Genomic DNA, 21,173 nt, shown 5'->3' on the forward strand with positions numbered 1-21,173 from the left:
CTCATTTTAATGTAATTTTTCTAAGTGGTCTTTAGTAAAAATAAGATTTTTTTCCACATCTGCCCATTTGGTGAAGAAGTATTGCCTAATTGTTGGTATTGTTAAGAATCTTTTTGTTTATCGAAAAAAAATATGTTATTTTTTTGATGAAGTAGTATCCGTTTTATTCTATTAGGACACCATCTTTGTAGTTGGATTTTTTAGTTCCATTGCTATTATAAATAATTCCATTAAATTCTTTCCTATCTTTCCATTCGCCAACAAATTTTTCTCCATTTACATAAGTCATTGTACCTTGTCCATTTTGTTTGAAGTTTAAAAACAAACCGACATATTTATCACCATTGGGCCAAGTATAAGTTCCTTGTCCAGTTCTACTTCCATTCTTCCATTCCCCAGAATATTTTTCACCATTTGTATAGTCGATAGTTCCTTGACCATTCATTCTGCCATCTTTCCAATCGCCTGCATAATTATATTTTTCACTAATGTTTATAAGCGTTCCTTTGCCTTCAAATTTGTCTTCTTTCCATTGACCACTATAATTAGAGCTATCTGGATAAATTTGTGTTCCTTGACCATTCAATTTCCCTTCTTTGAATCCACCTGTATAAATATTTCCACTTTCGTATATTCGGGTTCCTTGACCATTAAATTTGTTGTCTTTCAATTTGAATTTTCCAGAGTATTTTAAATCTTTTGCATAAGTTATGAATCTTTGCTCTTTTGTGTTTTGATCCGTCCATTCGAAAGCAAATTTCTGTCCATTTGGAATATAAAAAGTACCAAGGCCATCGAATCTATATTCTTTCCAATTGCCAATATATTTGGCTCCATTTGCATAAGTCATAGTTCCTTTACCGTTAAATTTGTTGTCTTTCCATTCGCCAACATATTTAGAGCCATTGTTATAAGTCATTGAGCCTTGTCCGCAAAAACGACCGTCTTTAAATTCTCCTGTATATTTATATACTTGTTTAACATGAAAAGATCCATATCCATCCAGTCGATTGTTTTTCCAATTTCCTTCGGCTATTCCTTGACTCAAATTAGCTATGCCTTTACCGTTTGCTTTTCTGATAATCCCATCATATTCGATTTCACCTTTATAATAACCACAATTTTTTGGAAAAGGACAAATTAATATAGAGTCGTTTTCAGTGGTAGTAAGCGCTGTTTTTTCATTTACAGTGTTTTGCGCATTGCAAATGAAGCTAACTAATAGAAATAGGAAGATTAAATTTTTGGTCATTTGGAGTTGGTTTTATAGTAATCAATTCCAAATATATTAATTTTAAGTTTTGTTTGTAAGAAAAAACTATTTTTAAATAAAAAACTTCCCGTCTTAAAAAGAGGGAAGTTCATATATTTGTGATAAGATTTTAAATAAATTATAATTTGAAGTTTCTAACATTAAAATCCACTTGGGGAAATGGAATGTTAAGGTTGTAATCAGTAAATTTAGTATATACTTTTTCATTCATGTCAAAAAATACGTTCCAATAATCAGGACCATCTACCCATACTCTTACGGTAAAATTAACTGAACTATCTGCTAGTGCCGAAAGTCCTATAAAAGGAGCAGGATCTTTTAAAATTCGATCGTCTTGGGCAATAAAATCATTAAGAGCTCTTTTAAAATTTTCTACATCATCACCATAAGCAATTCCGAATGTCCAATCTACTCTTCGTGTTGGCTCAGCTGAATAATTAATCAAAGCACCTGTAGAAAGCGGCCCGTTAGGAATAATAACTAATTTTTTGTCTGGAGTATTTAGCATGGTCGAAAAAATGCTGATTTCTTTTACTGTTCCTGTAAACCCTTGTGCTTCTATAAAATCACCAATTTTAAATGGTTTTAGAATTAAAATTATAATTCCTCCAGCAAAATTTTGAAGCGTGCCCGATAGCGCCATACCAACGGCAAGACCAGCCGCACCCAGAATAGCTACAAACGAAGTCATTTGGATACCAATAATACCCATAACCGTAATAACAACCAAAACTTTCAAGGTAATGTTTGTCAAACTTTTTAAGAAAGGAACTAGTGATTGATCAATTTTTGATTTCTCTAATGAGCGTCCTACAGCTTTAGTGACCATTCCTGTAAACCACAAACCGATAATCAAAACAATGAGTCCGCCCAATAATTTAGGTGCGAATTCAAAACCAAAATCGATTGTTTTTTCTATGTATTTATTTACTAATGTAACGTGTTGATCTATTGCCATTTTAATTTAATTTTATATTCTTATTTATCTTCTAATTCATCCTGATGATCTAAAACATCAATTTTTGGTTCAATAAATTCCTGCTCATTAGCTAATGATTTGTTTAATGTTAATACCAAACAAGGCAATAACATTAAATTAGATAACATTCCAAACGCTAATGTAATAGCAATTAATCCTCCAAGAGCCACGGTTCCTCCAAAATCAGATAGCATAAAAACTGAAAACCCAGCAAATAATACCACCGAAGTGTAAAACATACTAATTCCAGATTCTTTGATTGTTGCAAAAACGGATTTTTTTATCTTCCAGTTGTTGTTTGTTAATTCCTGTCGGTATTGTGCTAGAAAATGGATGGTGTCATCTACAGAAAGTCCAAAAGCAATACTAAAAACTAATATCGTGGAAGGTTTTAACGGAATACCAAAATAACCCATCAATCCAGCCGTGATCATCAATGGAAGTATGTTTGGAATTAAAGAAACTACCACCATTTTGAACGAGCGGAACATGAAAACCATCAATAATGAGATTAACAAAATAGCAAAAAGAATAGAGCTGACCAAATTGTCTAATAAGTATTTAGTTCCTTTTTCAAAAACCAAAGCTTTTCCTGTCATCACCACTTTATAACGGTCTTTTGGAAAAATAGTATTTATTTTTGACCAAAGTTGGTCTTCTATTTTAGCCATGTTTCCAGTTCCAATATCTTTCATAAAAGTAGTCATACGTGCTACTTGCCCCGTACTGTCTACATAACTTTTCATGATGTTTTCTTTACTGTCTTTAGTTGCATTTTTAGCATAACCCAAAATAAAGCTTTGCTCTTGCGACGTAGGCAATTCATAATAGTCAGGATTTCCGTTGTAATAAGCTTGTTTGGAATATTTAACCAAATTCAGAATCGAAATAGGCTTAGATAATTCAGGAATTTCTTCAATAGTTTTTTGTAATTCGTCCATTTTTTTCATGGTCGAAAGTTTCATAACACCTTTTTTTCTTTGTGTATCAATAGTAATTTCTAGCGGCATTACTCCATTAAATTCTTTTTCGAAAAAAAGAATGTCTTGAAAAAAGCCTGTTTTTTTAGGCATATCTTCAATTAAACTTCCCGAAGTTTGAATTTTTAAAGCACCAAGACTACTAATTAAAAACAAAAATATAGCTACTGCATAGACATAACGACGATTGTATTTTACTGTTTTTTCTATCCAAGCCATAAATGTTTTAGTATAATTACGACTTAAATGTTCCAGATGACGGTCTTTAGGAACGGGCTGGTAGCTATAATAAATAGGAATTACAATTAAACATAAAAAGAATAAAGCAATAATACTCAATGAAGAAACAATACCAAATTCTTTCAATAATTCACTTTGAGTAATAATAAAAGTAGCAAAACCTGCCGCCGTTGTTAAGTTGGTCATTAGAGTAGCTGTTCCTACTTTGGTAATAACCCTTTGTAAAGCACGCGCTTTGTTTCCGTGAGCACGATATTCCTGTTGGTATTTATTGGTAAGAAAAATACAATTTGGAATCCCAATTACAATCACTAATGAGGGAACAATAGCGGTAAGTACGGTAATTTCGAAATGGAATAAACCCAATAATCCAAAAGTCCACATCACACCAATAATTACAATTAGCATCGAAATTAAAGTAGCACGGAACGATCGGAAAAAGAAAAAGAAAATCAACGAAGTAATCAGTAACGAAGCACCTATAAACAAACTGATTTCATCAGTTATACTTTTTGCATTTAGCGTTCTAATGTAAGGCATTCCCGAAACACGCAAGTCAATTCCTGTTTCTTTTTCAAAAGCTTCCACTTTTGGGATAAATTCGTTTAGAATAAAATCTTTTCGAGCCGCAGTATTTACAATTTTCTTGTCCATGTAAATAGCGGAGCGAATGGTGCCGTCATTATTAAAAAGCAATCCTTCATAAAAAGGCATGTTTTCGAATAAATCTTTTTTGACAGTAGTAAGATAAGCTGGATCGATAACTTTGTTTTGGTCAACAAAAGGCACTAATTCGAAGCTTTCTATGGCTTCATTTTTTTGTAATTTTTTCAAATCACTAACTGATACCACTAAATCAATTTCTTTTTGCGATTTAAATTCAGTCATCAATTTGTTCCAAGCCGTGAAAACCTTTGGCGTAAAAAGCGCATTGTCTTTAACACCTACCACAATCAGATTTCCTTCTTCGCCAAATTTGTCTAGAAAAGCATTGTATTCAGTGTTAACGATGTTGTTGTCAGGAAGTAAGTTGGCTTCTGTAAATGAAAATCGGATGTTTTTCCATTGAAAAGCTAAGAAAAGGGTTATTAGAAAAATAAGTCCTAGTATCGCTATTTTGTTTTTAAGTACAATTCGGGCAACAAATTCCCAGAATCCCACTTTTAATTTCTTTTTCATAGGGTTTTAAATGGCTGCAAATGTATTAAAAACCATAGGAATGGAGCGGATTATTTGTAAATTTTAAATTAAATTTAGGTTTTTTAGCGGTGTTTTCTTAGTCTCAAAGTTAATTTTAGGGATGTAAATACTATTGAAGAATTTAGCATCTTTGTGTAGCATTTTGAATTTTAAAAAAAACAGAGTACGAGGTAGTTTTTGCTTTCTGGCAAAATAACTTTCCTCAAATTTTAATTATATAATCATAAAGAAATGAGTTGGGTATTATTGATAATTGGAGGTTTATTTGAAGTTGCTTTTGCCTCTTGTTTAGGAAAAGCTAAAGAAACTACCGGAATGGAATCAGCCTACTGGATGTTGGGTTTTTTAGTGAGTTTAACCATAAGTATGTTTTTATTGTACAAAGCTACTCAGGAATTACCTATTGGAACAGCTTATGCAGTTTGGACAGGAATTGGAGCTGTAGGTACCGTTTTAGTTGGGATTTTAGTATTTAAAGAACCAGCTACTTTTTGGAGATTATTTTTCATAGTAACACTTATTGCATCCATCATTGGGCTGAAATTTGTGTCAAGTCATTAATAAATCGAACCGAAATAGATTATGCAACAAAGCGATAATATTATTTTTATTTTTTTAATTATCATTTTACTTCTAATAGTCATTATTGGTTTTATGATCTATCAATTAATGCTTGCCCGAAAGGAAAAAAATGAGGCTAAAAAAAGCTTTTTTGACCTCGAAATGAAAGTGAATGATTTGCAATTAGAGACATTAGAAGCCAAACTAAATCCACATCTTTTCAAGAATATTTTGAATTCAATTCAATCGCATGCTTATCAAACCTATTTTGCTTTGGATAAATTAGCCAATGTGTTGGATTATATTTTGTACGAAAGCAAGAAAAAATATGTTACAGCCAAAGAAGAAATCGACTTTGCGCTGAATTTAATCGAAATCAATAAAATCAAAATCAGTCCGCTTTTTGAATTAAAGATAAAAACCAAAATCAATTCAGAAGAGAAATTATATGAACAGCCTTTGTTAGCTCCGTTAATTTCTATCGATTTGATTGAAAACGCATTTAAACATGCTGATTTACAGAGTTCAGATGCTTTTATTTCAGTTCTTTTTGAGTTTAAGGACAATGTTTTTTCAATGACGGTTTCTAATAAAGTTTCGGATAAAAAAGTATTAAAAAAAGAACGAAGCGGTATTGGAAATACTACTTTAGAACATCGCTTGCGAATTATTTATAAAAATAATTTCAAACTAGAAAAATTTATAGAAAACAATATTTATACTGCTCACTTAAAGATTAATCTGCTTGAATACAAAACTGAAATGCTTGCTTCTAGATGATGAGTTACCTGGATTAACGTACCTGAAAATGCTTTGCGAACAAATTCCCGAAGTAGAAATTGTAAAAACGTTTAATAATCCTGAAAAACTGTTGGCTGAAATTCCTAATCTCGATTTTGATTTATTAATCACGGATATCGAAATGCCAGCAATTGACGGATTGCATCTGGCCAGTTTAGTGCAGGATAAAATGGTCGTGTTTTGTACAGCATACAAAGATTATGCAGCCGATGCTTTTACTATAGATGCTATTGATTATATCACAAAACCAGTAAAATTAGAGCGTTTGCACAAAGCGATTTTAAAAGCTTTTGAACGTTTTAATAGCGCAATTAACACAAAGAGATTTATTCAATTAAATACAGATAAAGGAAAGAGTCTCTTGTATTTTAATCAAATTCTATACATCAAAACAGCTTTGGGCGATAGCCGTGATAAAACCGTGCTTTTAGTTGATGGAAGTTGGCTGAATTTGAAGAATATTAACTTCGATACGCTTTTAAAAGAATTACCAGAAGCCGATTTTTGTCGTGTGAACAAGAAAGAAATAGTAGCAGTTAAGGCAATTAAATTTTTCAATCACAATGAAATTGTTTTGCATCATTTAGATGAAAATGAAAAAAATAGCAGCTTATTATTAAGTGAAACCTATCGTGCCGACTTTTTGAGAAAGATAAAAATATAACTTATTACAAAGTTTTCCCTACTTGTTACATAGATTAAAAATTAGGTTTAAAATTACTTTTTCACTTAAAAATCACTTCTGATATTTGCTCAAAGAATTAAAAAAACGGGTTATGAATAATATTAAAAACTCTTTGTTTTACATTACAGTTATTGGTGGTTTTACAGCTTTAATTTATTGGTTAATTTCAATAGGGCCTTCGCTTGAAGTAGGACGTGGAATTGTTCCTAAAAGCATCGAAAGCAATCATTGGAATGATTTTTTACATTCAATGGTTGATAATTTACAACATCCGTTAGCTATTTTATTGGCTCAAATTGTGACTATTATTTTAGCGGCGCGTTTGTTTGGTTGGATTTTCAGGAAAATTGGACAGCCATCAGTAATTGGTGAAATGATTGCCGGAATTGTTTTAGGTCCATCATTGGTCGGAATGTATTTTCCTGAATTTTCAGCTCTTTTGTTCCCTGAGGCTTCTTTAGGAAACTTGCAGTTTTTGAGCCAGATAGGATTGATATTTTTCATGTTCGTAATCGGAATGGAATTGGATTTGAAAGTACTTAAGAACAAAGCGCATGATGCCGTTGTAATTAGTCATGCCAGTATTGTAATTCCATTTGCCTTAGGATTGACTTTGGCTTATTTTATCTATCCGGTTTTTGCACCCATGGGAGTGGAGTTTTCTTCTTTCGGACTGTTCCTTGGAATAGCAATGAGTATTACAGCATTTCCAGTTTTAGCCCGAATTGTTCAGGAACGAGAAATGCAAAAAACAAAATTAGGAACCATTGCCATTACCTGTGCCGCTGCCGATGATATTACGGCCTGGTGTATTCTGGCGGTAGTAATTGCTATTGTAAAAGCGGGTTCGTTTACTAGTGCATTGTACGTTATTGGGTTGGCTATTTTATATGTAATTGTGATGCTTAAAATAGTTCGTCCATTTTTAAAACGTGTGGGCGATTTGAATTCAACGCGCGAAAGTTTAAATAAACCAGTAGTGGCTATTTTTTTTATAACCCTTTTATTTTCGGCATATTTATCTGAATTGATTGGAATTCACGCCTTATTTGGAGCATTTTTAGCTGGAGCTATTATGCCCGAAAATAATAAATTCAGAAACATTTTTATCGAAAAAGTAGAAGATGTTTCCATTATCGTTTTGTTGCCTTTGTTTTTTGTTTTCACAGGTTTGCGTACACAGATAGGTTTGCTAAACGATCCTTATTTATGGAAAATTACCGCTATAATTATTGCCGTTGCGGTGGTGGGGAAATTCTTTGGTAGTGCTTTTGCTGCCAAATTTGTAGGGCAGAGCTGGAAAGATAGTTTAGCTATTGGTGCTTTGATGAACACACGTGGATTAATGGAATTGGTGGTTTTAAATATTGGATATGATTTAGGTGTTTTGTCTACTGAGATTTTTACAATGATGGTTATTATGGCGTTAGTCACCACTTTTATGACAGGGCCCGCTTTAGATTTTATTGATTTTATTTTTAAAAATAAAGCCACAATAATTCCTGAGGAAATTAGCAATAAGAGCAAATACAAGATTTTATTTTCGTTTTCTACTCCCGAAAAAGGAAAGAAATTGTTGAAAATTGCTAATAGTTTAGTCAAAAAACAACCAGAAAATTCTATTGTTACGGGGTTACACCTTTCGTTAAGTACAGAGATACACTCTTTTGGTGTAAAAGATCATGAACGAAAAATGTTAACGCCTGTTATTAAAGAGTCCGAACGTTTAGAGCAAAATATGGTGAGTGTTTTTAAAGTTACTAATGATATTAATACTGATATTGTTGATACTGCTAACCATGGAGATTATGATTTATTGTTAATAGGTTTAGGACAGTCAATTTTTGAAGGAACTTTACTGGGAAAAATTTTAGGTTTTACCACCCAAATAGTCAATCCTGACCGATTGATAGATAAGTTTACTGGAAAAGAAGGCTTGTTTGAAAATTCGCCTTTTGATGAAAGTACCCGTCATATTATTGCCAAAAGTAAAATGCCTGTTGGAATTTTTATTGACAAAGATTTTGAAGAAATCGATCAGGTCTTTATTCCAATTTTTAATAAAGACGATATTTTTTTATTGGAGTATGCTAAAAAGCTAATCAATAATAATGGTTCTCAAATTACGGTTTTAGACGCTATTGGCGAAGTAAAAAACAGTCGGGATATGCAGGAAACGATTCGTTCTATAGAACAGATTGCTCCAAATCACATTATGATTATGCACGATAGAATTGTAAAAAAAGAGTTTCTAGACCATCAAAATTTAATGATTATCAGTCTAGAAAGTTGGAAATACATTATTGATGCGGATACTAATTGGCTCGTAGATGTTTCTTCTGTTCTAATTATAAAATCTTAAAGAGGATTGCGGATTTTTGCTTTTTTTCAAACCATTTAGACATTAAGAAATTTAAGAACTGCAAGCCTTAATTTTCTTAATGTCTAAATGGTTTAAATATTTTATTATTCCTCTTTTTCGTAGCCTTCGTAGTAATAGGATTGTTCAATTCCTTTAAAGATAATTTCTCTATTGTTAACTTCATTAGTTAAGTTTTCCTTTAATAAAGTTCTTAATTCCAAATCATTAATAGGGCTTCTTTCCATTGATTGTAAATAAAGAGTTTTATCAACAAATTGCCAATTTACAACTTTGTTAAGTCGATTTTTTAGAATCATGTCTAACCATATTCTCATAGATCGACCATTACCTTCCATAAAAGGATGAGCAATATTCATCTCGACGTATTTAGCAATAATCTCTTCAAAATTGTTTTCTTGCATTTGCTCAATCTTAACTAGAATTTCATTAAGATATAATGCGTTTGCAAATCTAAACCCGCCTTTTGAAATGTTGAGTTTTCTTATTTCTCCAGCGAAATCATATAAACCATCAAATAAATAACGGTGAATTTCTCTCAGACCTTTTGTTGTACCAATTTCTATTTTGTCTATGTCATTCGATTCAAACAATCGGTATGCGTTTTCTAAACTGTTCTTGTCAATATTTTTCATATAGATTTGGCTTCAAATTAAATCTATCACAAAAATACTTTAACTGGATGAAATATTATAGAAATGGTTCGGTTTTCTTATTTACTCGACCGCATGATTTTAAAACCCTAAATTCAATACATAACTTAGTTTTACAGCTATATTATCTTCAAGTTTAGGCAATTGATTGGGGCCATAACGGAAAAAAGTAGTCAATCCTAAACCGTTAAAAATTTGATTGAGTTCGATTCCTGATTCAAAAAAACCTTTTTCTAAAGTTTTAAAACCCAATCCTAAATGTTGTTCAGGATGGTCTAAATCTCCCCAGGCCATTCGGGATACAATAACCAACGAAGGTTTTATTTTTTTGAATAAAGTTACTCGGTTAAAAGCATGTTTGAATTGGAATAAAGCATATCTATTCGAGAAAAACTCATTAAAAAACATAGTTTCAAAACTGTTTTTTCCACCAAAAGTAATTCTTTCAATAATTGTTCCTTTGGTGATATTATTTGGCGAAGTATTGTATAAATGCGTTAGCGGAACATCGCCTAAGGCATAACCTGCCTGAAGTAATAAAGAAGTTTTTTGACCACTTAGGTATTTCCTTTCATATTCGGTTTTAAAGTCAAATTTGCTAAAGTCAAAATCATTGTCCCACAATCTTCCTAAGGATTGGGTATATTGAAAAGTGAATTTTGGAAATCTTTTTTCAATTTCAATACGTCCAGTAGGTGTTTGCATAAAATCGCTAAACGGACTCCATTGCAAAGACACCATTGCGGTAGTCATAACATAGGAAGTGTATAATTTATCGTTTTGAAGGAATGTGTAATTGAATTTTGGTTCTATTTCAGTATGAGACAATTCCCAGATGCTTTCAGTTTTTAGGATTTGTTTGGTTTCATAATACCCTTTCCAACTTAAATAATTGTAAAAAGTACTGATATTAATAGGTCTGGGGTCGTATATTTTGAATGGTTTTTTTTCGATAGAAAAAGAAGTACTCGCAATTTCTCGCAAATCATCCGTATAAGAAATTCCGAGCCAGGAATTGGCTTGTTTGTCGACTTTTGCTGCTGCTCCAAGACTTCCTTTAAACATTCCATCTTTAGTTCCGTAAGCATAATAACCTTCAATTCTAAAATCCTTAGAAAGTTTTTCATTGGTTACACCACCTAAACCCAGACGGAAACCTTCGTAATTGTTATAGCTGAAAATTTTACGTAAATCCATGTCGAAAAAACCAATTGGAAGATAACCATTGATGATTTTTTTGCCCAATTGCACGCGATTAGCAATTTTTTTTCGAACCGCAATACTGTCTATGTCGCTGTAAGTTTTTTGGGTTCGGATATCAATGCTGTCTTTTCGATACGTTTCCCAGAAAGATTCTTCTTTATTTAAAGCATTTTTATCAATTTCGACTGCATAATATGGATTTGGAATCTGGATTGATTTATTATTTTTGATATCAAAATTGCGACTTTCAGAACGCAAATAAATATAATCCGAAGGTTGTTTTTTTCTAACGCTAAGATCTTGTTCCACATCGCCATCAAACTGAATTGTTCCGCCAAAAATTTTGATATCATCGTCGTTTTTTCCTTTTATAATCTGGAAGTTTTTATGAATTGGAAACCAAATATTCTCTTCAGGGAAATATTCAAAATCATGGTTTGCACTAATGTCGAGCAAACCTCTAATACGCATGATGGCTTTAGAAACGGCAAAACTATTTTGGTCAATGTATAAAATACCTTCCAATCCTTTGTCCTTACTTTTTTTCTTGTTTTTAAAGTAAATCATGTACGAATCCCGCCCAGCAATAGCTACCGTATCGAGGAGTTTGTAATTATACTCTTTGATGGAATTATCGGCTATTGGACTGTTGTATTTGGTTTCAAAAAGTTCGTATTTTGGATCATAAATAGAAAATGATTGCAAGTTAAAAGTTAGAATTTCATACAGCGGTTGCTTTAATCCCGCCATCTTAGTTCCTAAAATAGTTTCTTTTAATTTGTTGTTACCAAATTGATACTGAGATACTTTTTCGGTTTGAAACAAATGACGTTTGTCTACCGTAGTTTTAAATTTGTAATTGGTTGAGTCAATTTTATAATAAACTCCTTTTTTAGTTCTTCGAACAATAATTGAATCAATTTGCCCGGAAATAGAATCGGGATTGGCAGAAACAATTAATTTATTATAGGTTTTAAACTCAAAACTTTTTAGTCTTTTTTGTGGGTTGTTGTTGTCTTTTAGCGCAATGGTTTTTTTGATAATCGCTAAGGCTGCATTTTCCGTATTAATTACAACTTCATTGAGATTAGCTGTTGCTTGCGTTAAGGATACATTGTAAAAAGTAGTGTTTTTTTGAATGTTAATTTTGGTTTTGGTATAACCAATGTAGGAAACATAAAAAAAAGAAATCGGCGTGCTGGAAGTAATGCTGAATTTTCCATCTACATCGGTAATGCTGTAGTTTCCATTATCAGTAGTAATTGTAGCAAAGGGTAAAACTTCGTTAGAGTTAGTATTTTTTACAATTCCATTAATTTGGAATTGCGCTTGAAGCGAAAGCGTGAAAAAGAATAACAAAAAAAGCTGCTTCATGGTAAATGTTTGTATCAAAACGCTTGTAAACTCGTTTTGGTATTGCAAAAGTAAGAATAAAAAATCCGTCTGGTTGAACTGTTCCTAAAAAGTTAGAATTAGTAAAACCAAACGGATTTAAAAGTATGTTTCCTGAAAGTTATACTTTCATGATTTCGGCTTCTTTTGCAACAAGAAGCTCATCTATTTTTTTGATATAAGTATTAGTCAAAGTTTGGACTTCTTCTTCCGCACTTTTACAAATGTCTTCTGAAGTTCCTTCTTTTTCTAGTTTTTTGATGTCTGTATTGGCATCTTTTCTAGCATTTCTAATTCCTATTTTTGCATCTTCAGCCTCAGATTTAGCTTGTTTTGCTAATTCACGACGACGATCTTCTGTTAAAGGCGGAACGCTAATAATGATAATATCACCATTGTTCATTGGGTTAAACCCAATATTAGCTACCATAATTGCTTTTTCAATAGTATGCAACAGGTTTTTTTCAAAAGGTTGCAAAGTAATAGTTCTGGCATCAGGAACGCTAATTTTTGCTACTTGATTTAATGGTGTAGCCGAACCGTAATAATCTACAAAAACACTTCCTAGCATTGCAGGAGATGCTTTTCCAGCACGAATATTTAGAAATTCTTTTTCTAAGTGAGCAATAGAACCTTCCATTGATTCTTGCGTGCTATCTAATATAAATTCAATTTCTTCAGTCATTTTTATTTCAGATTATAGATTTCAGATTATAGATTTCAGATTTCCTGCTATCTGTAAACTGCTGTCTGCTATTTATATGTTTACTACAGTTCCTACGTTTTCACCGTCGCAAATTCTTTCCAGATTTCCGCTTTGGTTCATATCAAAAATTAAGATAGGTAATTTGTTTTCTTGACTTAATGTAAAAGCAGTTGTGTCCATTACATTTAATCCTTTTTTGATTACATCATCAAAAGAGATGAAATCAAATTTTACTGCCGAAGCATTTTTTTCCGGATCACAATCATATACTCCATCTACACGAGTTCCTTTTAGGATTACGTCGGCATTGATTTCAATTCCACGTAAAACAGCAGCGGTATCAGTAGTGAAATACGGATTTCCTGTTCCAGCTCCAAAGATTACGATTCTTCCTTTTTCCAAGTGACGATCGGCTCTTCTTTTGATATAAGGTTCAGCAATAGACTCCATTTTTAAGGCTGTTTGCAAACGCGTTTTCATGCCTTTTTCTTCCAGAGCACCTTGTAATGCCATTCCGTTAATAACAGTAGCAAGCATTCCCATATAATCTCCTTGTACTCTGTCCATTCCGTTGCTTGCCCCTGCAACTCCTCTAAAGATATTTCCACCACCTATTACAATGGCAATTTCTACTCCTTTGGTGTGCACTTTTTTGATTTCTTCAGCATATTCAGCTAATCTTACAGGATCTATTCCATATTGACGGTCTCCCATTAAAGCTTCACCGCTTAATTTTAGAAGAATTCTTTTGTATTTCATGTGTTTGTTGCGTTGATTGGTGCAAATATAGGGATATTCTTTTTTTCTGAAATAGGGTGACTTAAATTTTATAAATTTTGTTTTCGTAACTGTATTTGGCTGCTTGGTAACCCAAGTTGAAAATAGTATCCATTTTAATCTTATTGGTTTCAAAAGTGCTGTAGATACTCAATTCTTTGGGTTGAATAATCCAATCGCACTGACTGAATTTAGCAACATTCGAATTTTCAGAAAGAATATCAAAAGCTCTGGTAGTCACGGCTCGAATGGAATGCAAATCTTTAGCCGTAATCATATTGATAGGACTCACATAAACGCCAATAATCATATCGCAATCATCTCTTAATAAATCCGTTGGAAAATGATTCAAAATTCCGCCATCACTGTAATGATTTCCGTCAATTTCATAAGGCGAAATAACGCCTGGAAAGGAAGAAGAAGAAATAAGTGCATCGACAATTTTTGTTTCGGGTTCGAATATTTTCAATTTGCCTTTAATCATATCCGTGGCGGTAATTTGAGTTGGAATATGCAAATCGGCAAGTGTAGCATCCTCAAAAACCGCTTGAAAATAATCTCGGAATGAGTCTGAATCAATCAATCCCGCTTTTGTAAAAGTAATGTGTCGCCAATGAAATAAATAAACCGATTTAAAGAAATCTAAAATTTCTTCTGGTGTTTTTCCCCAGGCATACATGGCACCAACAATTGAACCAGCGCTGGTTCCTGCAATTTGATTGGGACGAATGTTTTTTTCTTCTAAAAATTTAATAGCACCCGCATGGGCTAAACCTTTTGATCCGCCACCCGAAAGTGCTAAACCAATTGATTTGGAATGTAGGTTCATTTTCTGCAATTTGTATAAAAATACACTTTTTAGTTATTTAGAAGTGATTTTTGTTTTGTTTGATGGACGATTTTTATCTTAACTTTACTGAAAACATTTAGAAAACATGATAAAATCAATTGCTCGCGCTTTATTCAATAGTTATTCGTATCCAGAATATAGAAAATTAGTTACTGATTTATTAAAAGAAGGAAAATCAACAGGAGAAGAACAATCTGAAGAATTGACAAATTATAGTAAACTAAACGAAACTCGCATGAATCGTTTAGACAAGACGATGAAAATTTCTGATGAATACAGCAATAAACTAAAGTCATTAAACAACGAGTTTATCTGGTTAGTAATTTCTGAAGGCTGGTGTGGAGATGCAGCACAATTGTTGCCTATTTTTGATAAAATGAGCGAAGCTGCTGAGGGAAAAATTGATCTTAGAATTGTGTTAAGAGATGATAATTTAGATTTGATGGATCATTTTCTAACGAATAAAGGAAGAGCCATTCCTAAGTTGATTGTTATTAATAAGGAAACATCTGGAGCATTAGCGCATTGGGGACCAAGACCAAAAGGAGCGGCGGATCTTATTACTAATTATAGAAAAGAACACAAAGTTTTTGATGAAACCATAAAAACCGAATTGCAATTGTGGTATTTGCACGATAAAGGAATGACAACCCAAGCAGAAATTATGGATATGATGCTGGATTTAGATCAGGAGATTGTTGAAAATGAATAACATCTGATGGTGCTTTATGTGTTACTGGGTAAAGAAACAGTGAGTAATAATTCTAAAAGCTTATTAAAGATAATCCCAAACTAACATTTCCCGAATCTTTTTGGTTATTAAAGGGTAACGCATAATGATTTAATTCAATAAAAAATAAAATATTATCGTCGTTTTGTATCCCAAGACTGATTTTTTTATAATCACCAATTAAGTTGCCACGACCTAATGCAATTGCTTTGCCAAGTCCAAGTTGTAATGTGATTCTGGTTTCATCACTTATTTTTGGGCTTAATCTAAAATTAGCAAAAACAGGAGCAACAACTAATTTATTAGACCAATCCCAGTTCAATCCACTATGGATCCCAAGTGCGATCCATTTTTTATGATGCATTCCATAGCCAAATTTTGTTCCCAGTCCATCAGGTATAAAAAAAGCTTGTTTTTCGTTGTCGTATTGGTTTACTTCATCTTCGTCAGGATTTCCAGTGAAAGCTATTGTGACATCAAATTGAGTATATGTGATTTTTTTGTCTTGTGCCAAAAGACTTCCTGAAAGAAATACTAGAAACAATAAAGTTTTTATTGGTGTCATTGTGTGTTTATGTTGAAGTAATTGACTCTTCAAACAGCGTAACATCAATAGCATTTTTCACATCGAAATCTCCAATTTTTGTTCTACGTAATGCGGTTAGGTGAGAACCTGAATTCATCGCTTTTCCAAAATCAAAAGCTAGTGAGCGAATATAAGTTCCTTTGCTGCAAACCACTCTGAAATCGATTTCAGGAAGTGCAATTCTGGTAATTTCAAATTCGTGAATGGTGGTTTTTCTGCTGGCAATTTCGATGCTTTCACCTGCGCGAGCATGTTCGTATAAACGAACGCCATCTTTTTTAATAGCGGAAAAAATAGGTGGTTTTTGGTCAATTTCGCCTAAAAATTGTTTTACTGTTTCGTGAATCAAAGCTTCATCAATATGTGAAGTTGGAAAAGTAGCATCGATTTCAGTTTCTAAATCGTAGGATGGAGTAGTGGCTCCAATGTAAAAAGTTCCCGTATATTCTTTAGCTTGTCCTTGAAGTTCAGCAATTCTTTTAGTGAATTTTCCAGTACAAATTAATAACAATCCAGTCGCTAATGGATCTAAAGTTCCCGCATGACCAATTTTGAACTTTTTAGGAAGCCCCACTTTGTTAATCAACAGGTATTTTAATTTATTGACAGCTTGAAACGAACTCCATTTTAAAGGTTTGTCTATCAGTAAAATTTGTCCGTCTAAATATTCTTCAGTTGTCATTATAATATGCTAAGCGGATGAATGAAAAAGTGAATCAATAATAAAGCGATTCCAGCAATTATTCGGTAATAACCAAAAACTTTAAATCCATTTTTTGTCAAAAATCCAATGAAGGTTTTAATAGCTAAAAGTGCTACAATAAAAGCGACAACATTGCCAATAATTAATAAATTAGTTTGCTCGTCAGTTAAAATAAAACCGTCTTTGTAATAATCGTAACATTTTTTAGCGGTAGCTCCAAACATGGTAGGAACTGCTAAAAAGAAGGAGAATTCGGCAGCTGTAGTTCGGGTCAATTTTTGAGACATTCCTCCTACGATGCTGGCTCCACTTCTGGAAACTCCTGGAATCATAGCCAGACATTGAAACATTCCAATTTTAAAAGCTTGTGAATATGAGATTTCTTGAGAGGTTTCGGCAGTATTGGGTTTGTTGAACCAGTCGTCCACTTTCAATAAAATGATTCCTCCTATTAAAAGCGAAACGGCAACAGTAACCGGATTTTCTAATAAACTATCAATAAAATCACTTAGCAATAATCCTAAAACTACGGCTGGAATAAAAGCAACCAAAAGTTTAAAGTAAAAATCAAGTGTTTGAAAGAAACGTTTGAAATATAAAACAACCACCGAAAGTATGGCACCCAGTTGGATTACAATTGTAAAAAGTTTAGTAAAATCGTCTTGTGCTATTCCGTAAAAAGAAGAAGCAATAATCATGTGTCCGGTTGAAGAAACAGGAAGAAATTCAGTAATTCCTTCTATTATAGCCAGAACAATAGCTTGTAATGTATTCATTTTTTAGTATTCAGTGTTCAGTTTTTAGTAATCAGTTATTCGAATTTGCTTTTACTACAAGCTTACAACGGAATACTGCTAACTATTTTTTTTAGGATTTTTTAAAATGGCATAAATGGTAATTCCGAAGCCAATTAAAACGGTTGTAGGTGCTAATCGAATTCTTCTAAAGTTAAAAATAGCATCGCTATACACATTAGGATCATCGCTACCGCCTCCAGACATTAGTATAAATCCAAGTGTAATTACTCCAATTCCTATCAATAGAATCTTATAATTGATTTTGTCGAATAAAAATTCTTTTTTGTCGTCTTTCATCTTTTTATTGCGAGGAACGAAGCAATCTCATTCCTATGTTTTTAAAGTTTATATTTTTTTAATCTGCAATCTAAAATTAATAAAGGTCGTCAGTTCTTAGATTTAAGAAACGTTGCGTAGCAAAATGAGTACTTAACCAGGTGATTAAAACTCCAAACCCAAAAACTGCGGCAAAGACAAATAAAATAAGTACTTTGTTCTCTAAAATTCCTAATTCAGGAAAGTTGGAGTTTACATAAGATAAAAGTCCAATTAATGCTAAAATGGCTAATGCCGCTCCAAGCATTCCTAGTTTTACACTTCGCATCACAAATGGTTTTCTAATAAACGATTTGGTTGCACCTACCATTTGCATGGTTTTAATAATAAATCGGTTGGAATAAATGGAAAGTCTAAGAGAACTGTTAATCAATAATACAGCAATAAAAGTCAAAAATACGCTGATTACTAAAATCCACATACTTACTTTTTTGATATTATCGTTAACTAAATTCACTAATTGTTTGTCATAAACAATATCTGAAATCATTGGGTTAGTACGTAATTTTTGTTCTATTTTGGCAACACTATCTTTCTCTACATAATCTGCTTTGATGTGAATGTCATAAGAGTTTTGCAATGGGTTTTCACCTAAAAAAGTCAGGAAGTCTTCACCAATAATATCGGTATGTTGTTTTGCAGCCGCATCTTTGCTTACATAAACAATCGACTTTGCATAAGGAGCTTTCTTTAACTCGGTTCCAAATTTTTTCAAAATAGTATCATTGGCTTCGTTTTTAAAGAAAACAGTCATAGCAATCTTTTCTTTAAAGTCGTCCGCTAATTTTTTAGAATTAATGATAAAAAGCCCCAATGTTCCTAGTAAAAATAAAACTAAGAAGATGCTTAAAACTACCGAAAAATAAGAGGAAATTAACCTGCGTTTTTGAAACTTATCAAATGAAGAACTCATAGTTTATTTAATTATGGGGTAAAAATAATAAAGTATTTCTTTATATGAAGTTAATAACGACCAAAGTTTCAACTTTCTTGCAATAAAGCGCAGATTTTCAAAATATTTTTGCTAGAGCTTGTTTAAAAATCATCAAAATTAATTTCCCCATTCCGCGGCGGCGGATGTGATTTTGATGATTTTTCAAGAAAATTTCCACCCTTTAGGGGTTGGGGAAAAGAAAATTTCTTTTTTATAAATTTAAACAGGCTCTAAAAAGAGAATTTTTAGGTAAAAAGTAATTTTAAGCCTGCAATGGTGAGTCCAAGAGCCAAAAGATATTTTAATGTTTTGGTATTGAATTTTTGACTTCCAAAATAAGAGCCTAGTAAACCTCCAATGATTGTAGCAATTACGGCTATTTGTAAATCGGCAGTGAGATTAAAACCTCCTTTTTGAATTTGCCCATAAAGCCCGGAAAGCGAATTGACAAAAATAAATAAAGCCGAAACCGCTGCGGTTTCTTTTAATTTTGACCAACGCATTAAAAGCATTAAAGGACTAAGAATAATACCTCCGCCAATGCCTAAAAGTCCAGAAAGCAATCCGATGCTTCCACCTGAAAGTAGTCCAGCCCATAATGGTATTTCTCGATTTGGTTCCTTACTTTCTTCAAATTGGTATATTAATCGAATGATGGAAACAAAAATGCAAACCGCTAATATTTTTTTATAAATAGCATCGGGCAAACTCATCGTACCGCCCCAAAAAGCCATGGGAATACTCGCTATCACAAAAGGGAGGAATAACTTTAATCTAAAAACTCCTGATCTGTAAAACCCAATAAATGAAAATAAGGATACGGCTAAATTCATCACTAAAGCCGATTGTTTCATCATAAGTGGAGCTACACCCGCCATTGCCATAATAGCTAAGTATCCACTAGCGCCACCATGACCCACCGATGAATATAAAAAAGCAACTAGTGCTAATAGAAAAAGTATTAAAATAGCGCTGCAATCCATCAGAGTTATTTTTTAAAACTAAATAATTCAGGTTTGAAAGTAATCATTAAATAACTCCAAACGGGAGTGATATTGCTGTTTCCTGCTTTAAGTGTTTCCATACTTTTTTTGGCAGCCATATATGAAAAACCAAAATCAACCATTGTAAAGGAGTTGTATTTATAATGAAAAGACAAATCATTTTCGAAACCTAAATAAGGATGAACAACTTGATCTAAATTGTCTTTCACTTTGTTTTGTAAATAAAATAAATGGAAATCAGAACGCAAGCTTACTTTTTTATTGAGATCATAAATAAAGAATAAATACGGATTGATCAATCCTCCATTTTTTAAATCAGTTGGGAAGGAAGTAAAATAATCCATATTTCCCATAAATCGCCAAGCCACGCCATACAGTGGCACAAATGATTTAGAAATATCAGTTGTTTTGTTGGCATTGTCCCCACTCATATATTCCGCACCTAATCGAGTGGTTAGTTTATTTGTTTTGAGTTGGATTTCGGGTTGGAAATAATAAGCAGAAATTTGGTTTCCAGTTTGCAATTTTCCGTATTGGTAATAACCGCTTAAGGTTAGGTATAAATTGCCTTTTTCAAAATCCAATCTTCCGCCCGAAGTTGCTCGGGTATATAAAGTATTAGCGTTGGTTGTGCTTTCATAACCATCGGCAGCATTAATGGTGGTCAAAGTAAAATGCTTGTTTAATTTTGCTTTTAGGTAATGTATATTTAGCATTTTATAATTGGTAAATGTGGTTGGAGCAAAATCAGTTTCAAAAATACGTTCGCTGGTTTGATTAAAAGCGGTAATAAATTCCGAATGAATCCTATCGTTATTGTAGATGAAATTAATTCCGTCATGCGCTCTAGCAGATTGCCTCCAATTGGCTGCCGAAAAAAGTCTTCCGTTATCTAATTCCACTTTTTGACGGCCTAATTTTACCGAAAAATGATTTGTGATTGCTGTTTCTACGTAGGCCTCAAAAACATTCAATGAGCCTGATGAATTGTTAAGCTCATATTGTCCCCAGACCCTAATGTCTTGTATAGAAGTGTGGAATTTGAATTTAGGTTGTTCATAGTTAAAATTCAATCGGCTTCTTTGTGTGCCAAAATAGGCAGCTTTAGTATCTTCTGTTCTTAATTGTCTGTAACCGTCACGGTATTCGATTCTGGGTCTAAATTCTAAACCAATAGCGAAGCTTTTATTTTCAGAATTTACTTTTTGATTAAAAGATGATAGTGTAAATAATGAATCGGCTTCTTTTTGAGTAATGAGTTTTTTTTGAAGTAATAAATGGGTGATAGCTGAAGTGTCTTGTGCAACTATTTTTTCAGAACAGAAAAAGCCAACTACAATCAGCAAATAGAGTAAAACCGTTTTTTTCATAAAAGAAGGTGTGTAGCAAAATGCTTTTAAAAC

20 protein-coding genes are annotated in these 21,173 nt (G+C 32.7%); 5 read left to right on the top strand and 15 right to left on the bottom strand.

Annotation, left to right across the window (positions count from 1 at the left end):
• Positions 1 to 163 precede the first annotated feature (163 nt).
• The 3 genes from AAGV33_RS11765 to AAGV33_RS11775 form a co-directional block, all read right to left on the bottom strand.
• Positions 164 to 1,252 carry an MORN repeat-containing protein gene (locus tag AAGV33_RS11765; protein ID WP_373392217.1) on the bottom strand — a complete coding sequence of 363 codons (1,089 nt, stop codon included), beginning with the start codon at positions 1,250 to 1,252 and terminating at the stop codon, positions 164 to 166.
• 139 nt (positions 1,253 to 1,391) lie between these two features.
• Positions 1,392 to 2,231 carry a mechanosensitive ion channel family protein gene (locus AAGV33_RS11770; RefSeq protein WP_373392218.1) on the bottom strand — a complete coding sequence of 280 codons (840 nt, stop codon included), beginning with the start codon at positions 2,229 to 2,231 and terminating at the stop codon, positions 1,392 to 1,394.
• A gap of 20 nt (positions 2,232 to 2,251) precedes the next feature.
• Positions 2,252 to 4,651 carry an efflux RND transporter permease subunit gene (locus tag AAGV33_RS11775; RefSeq protein WP_373392219.1) on the bottom strand — a complete coding sequence of 800 codons (2,400 nt, stop codon included), beginning with the start codon at positions 4,649 to 4,651 and terminating at the stop codon, positions 2,252 to 2,254.
• A gap of 252 nt (positions 4,652 to 4,903) precedes the next feature.
• On the opposite strand from AAGV33_RS11775, the gene AAGV33_RS11780 reads away from it, so the two are divergent.
• The 4 genes from AAGV33_RS11780 to AAGV33_RS11795 all read left to right on the top strand — a co-directional run bounded on the left by AAGV33_RS11780 (position 4,904) and on the right by AAGV33_RS11795 (position 9,081).
• On the top strand, positions 4,904 to 5,233 hold the full coding sequence (locus tag AAGV33_RS11780; RefSeq protein WP_373392220.1) for a DMT family transporter: 330 nt from the start codon (positions 4,904 to 4,906) through the stop codon (positions 5,231 to 5,233).
• Between the two features lie 21 nt (positions 5,234 to 5,254).
• Positions 5,255 to 6,013, top strand: coding sequence for a sensor histidine kinase (locus AAGV33_RS11785; protein ID WP_373392221.1), 759 nt, complete (start codon positions 5,255 to 5,257; stop codon positions 6,011 to 6,013).
• Positions 5,979 to 6,698: a LytR/AlgR family response regulator transcription factor gene (locus AAGV33_RS11790; RefSeq protein ID WP_373392222.1), complete on the top strand. Its 720-nt coding sequence runs from the start codon at positions 5,979 to 5,981 to the stop codon at positions 6,696 to 6,698. The genes AAGV33_RS11785 and AAGV33_RS11790 overlap by 35 nt, the downstream gene beginning before the upstream one ends.
• A gap of 112 nt (positions 6,699 to 6,810) precedes the next feature.
• The gene (locus tag AAGV33_RS11795; RefSeq protein WP_373392223.1) at positions 6,811 to 9,081 is read left to right on the top strand and encodes a cation:proton antiporter; all 2,271 of its coding nucleotides are present in this window, start codon (positions 6,811 to 6,813) and stop codon (positions 9,079 to 9,081) included.
• A gap of 104 nt (positions 9,082 to 9,185) precedes the next feature.
• Here the strand turns inward: AAGV33_RS11795 and fic are convergent, their stop codons facing one another.
• The 5 genes from fic to AAGV33_RS11820 form a co-directional block, all read right to left on the bottom strand.
• Positions 9,186 to 9,734, bottom strand: coding sequence for a protein adenylyltransferase Fic (fic, locus tag AAGV33_RS11800; protein WP_373392224.1), 549 nt, complete (start codon positions 9,732 to 9,734; stop codon positions 9,186 to 9,188).
• A 99-nt stretch (positions 9,735 to 9,833) separates the two neighbouring features.
• Positions 9,834 to 12,329, bottom strand: a complete 2,496-nt coding sequence (locus AAGV33_RS11805; protein ID WP_373392225.1) for a DUF5686 family protein — start codon at positions 12,327 to 12,329, stop codon at positions 9,834 to 9,836.
• Between the two features lie 139 nt (positions 12,330 to 12,468).
• Positions 12,469 to 13,032, bottom strand: coding sequence for a ribosome recycling factor (gene frr / locus AAGV33_RS11810; protein WP_373392226.1), 564 nt, complete (start codon positions 13,030 to 13,032; stop codon positions 12,469 to 12,471).
• A 72-nt stretch (positions 13,033 to 13,104) separates the two neighbouring features.
• Positions 13,105 to 13,812 (bottom strand): UMP kinase, encoded by a 708-nt coding sequence (gene pyrH / locus AAGV33_RS11815; protein ID WP_373392227.1) that lies wholly within the window; start codon positions 13,810 to 13,812, stop codon positions 13,105 to 13,107.
• A gap of 61 nt (positions 13,813 to 13,873) precedes the next feature.
• Complete coding sequence (locus AAGV33_RS11820) at positions 13,874 to 14,659, bottom strand: patatin-like phospholipase family protein (RefSeq protein ID WP_373392228.1); 786 nt, start codon at positions 14,657 to 14,659, stop codon at positions 13,874 to 13,876.
• Between the two features lie 106 nt (positions 14,660 to 14,765).
• On the opposite strand from AAGV33_RS11820, the gene AAGV33_RS11825 reads away from it, so the two are divergent.
• Complete coding sequence (locus AAGV33_RS11825; RefSeq protein ID WP_373392229.1) at positions 14,766 to 15,392, top strand: thioredoxin family protein; 627 nt, start codon at positions 14,766 to 14,768, stop codon at positions 15,390 to 15,392.
• Positions 15,393 to 15,444: 52 nt separating this feature from the next.
• Here the strand turns inward: AAGV33_RS11825 and AAGV33_RS11830 are convergent, their stop codons facing one another.
• The 7 genes from AAGV33_RS11830 to AAGV33_RS11860 form a co-directional block, all read right to left on the bottom strand.
• Positions 15,445 to 15,975, bottom strand: coding sequence for a hypothetical protein (locus AAGV33_RS11830; protein ID WP_373392230.1), 531 nt, complete (start codon positions 15,973 to 15,975; stop codon positions 15,445 to 15,447).
• 7 nt (positions 15,976 to 15,982) lie between these two features.
• The gene (gene truB, locus AAGV33_RS11835; protein ID WP_373392231.1) at positions 15,983 to 16,678 is read right to left on the bottom strand and encodes a tRNA pseudouridine(55) synthase TruB; all 696 of its coding nucleotides are present in this window, start codon (positions 16,676 to 16,678) and stop codon (positions 15,983 to 15,985) included.
• The gene (locus AAGV33_RS11840) at positions 16,678 to 17,475 is read right to left on the bottom strand and encodes an undecaprenyl-diphosphate phosphatase (protein WP_373392232.1); all 798 of its coding nucleotides are present in this window, start codon (positions 17,473 to 17,475) and stop codon (positions 16,678 to 16,680) included. Before AAGV33_RS11840 ends, truB begins: the two co-directional genes overlap by 1 nt.
• A gap of 78 nt (positions 17,476 to 17,553) precedes the next feature.
• Positions 17,554 to 17,793 carry a DUF3098 domain-containing protein gene (locus AAGV33_RS11845; protein ID WP_373392233.1) on the bottom strand — a complete coding sequence of 80 codons (240 nt, stop codon included), beginning with the start codon at positions 17,791 to 17,793 and terminating at the stop codon, positions 17,554 to 17,556.
• A 76-nt stretch (positions 17,794 to 17,869) separates the two neighbouring features.
• Positions 17,870 to 18,745: a cell division protein FtsX gene (locus AAGV33_RS11850; RefSeq protein WP_373392234.1), complete on the bottom strand. Its 876-nt coding sequence runs from the start codon at positions 18,743 to 18,745 to the stop codon at positions 17,870 to 17,872.
• Between the two features lie 266 nt (positions 18,746 to 19,011).
• A complete protein-coding gene (locus tag AAGV33_RS11855; RefSeq protein ID WP_373392235.1) occupies positions 19,012 to 19,749 on the bottom strand; it encodes a sulfite exporter TauE/SafE family protein in 738 nt (245 codons plus the stop codon).
• A 5-nt stretch (positions 19,750 to 19,754) separates the two neighbouring features.
• Positions 19,755 to 21,140, bottom strand: coding sequence for an alginate export family protein (locus AAGV33_RS11860; protein WP_373392236.1), 1,386 nt, complete (start codon positions 21,138 to 21,140; stop codon positions 19,755 to 19,757).
• Between the last annotated feature and the right edge of the window lie 33 nt (positions 21,141 to 21,173).

Origin of the sequence: Flavobacterium magnesitis, from assembly GCF_041729735.1 — a bacterium.
Lineage (GTDB): Bacteria > Bacteroidota > Bacteroidia > Flavobacteriales > Flavobacteriaceae > Flavobacterium > Flavobacterium magnesitis.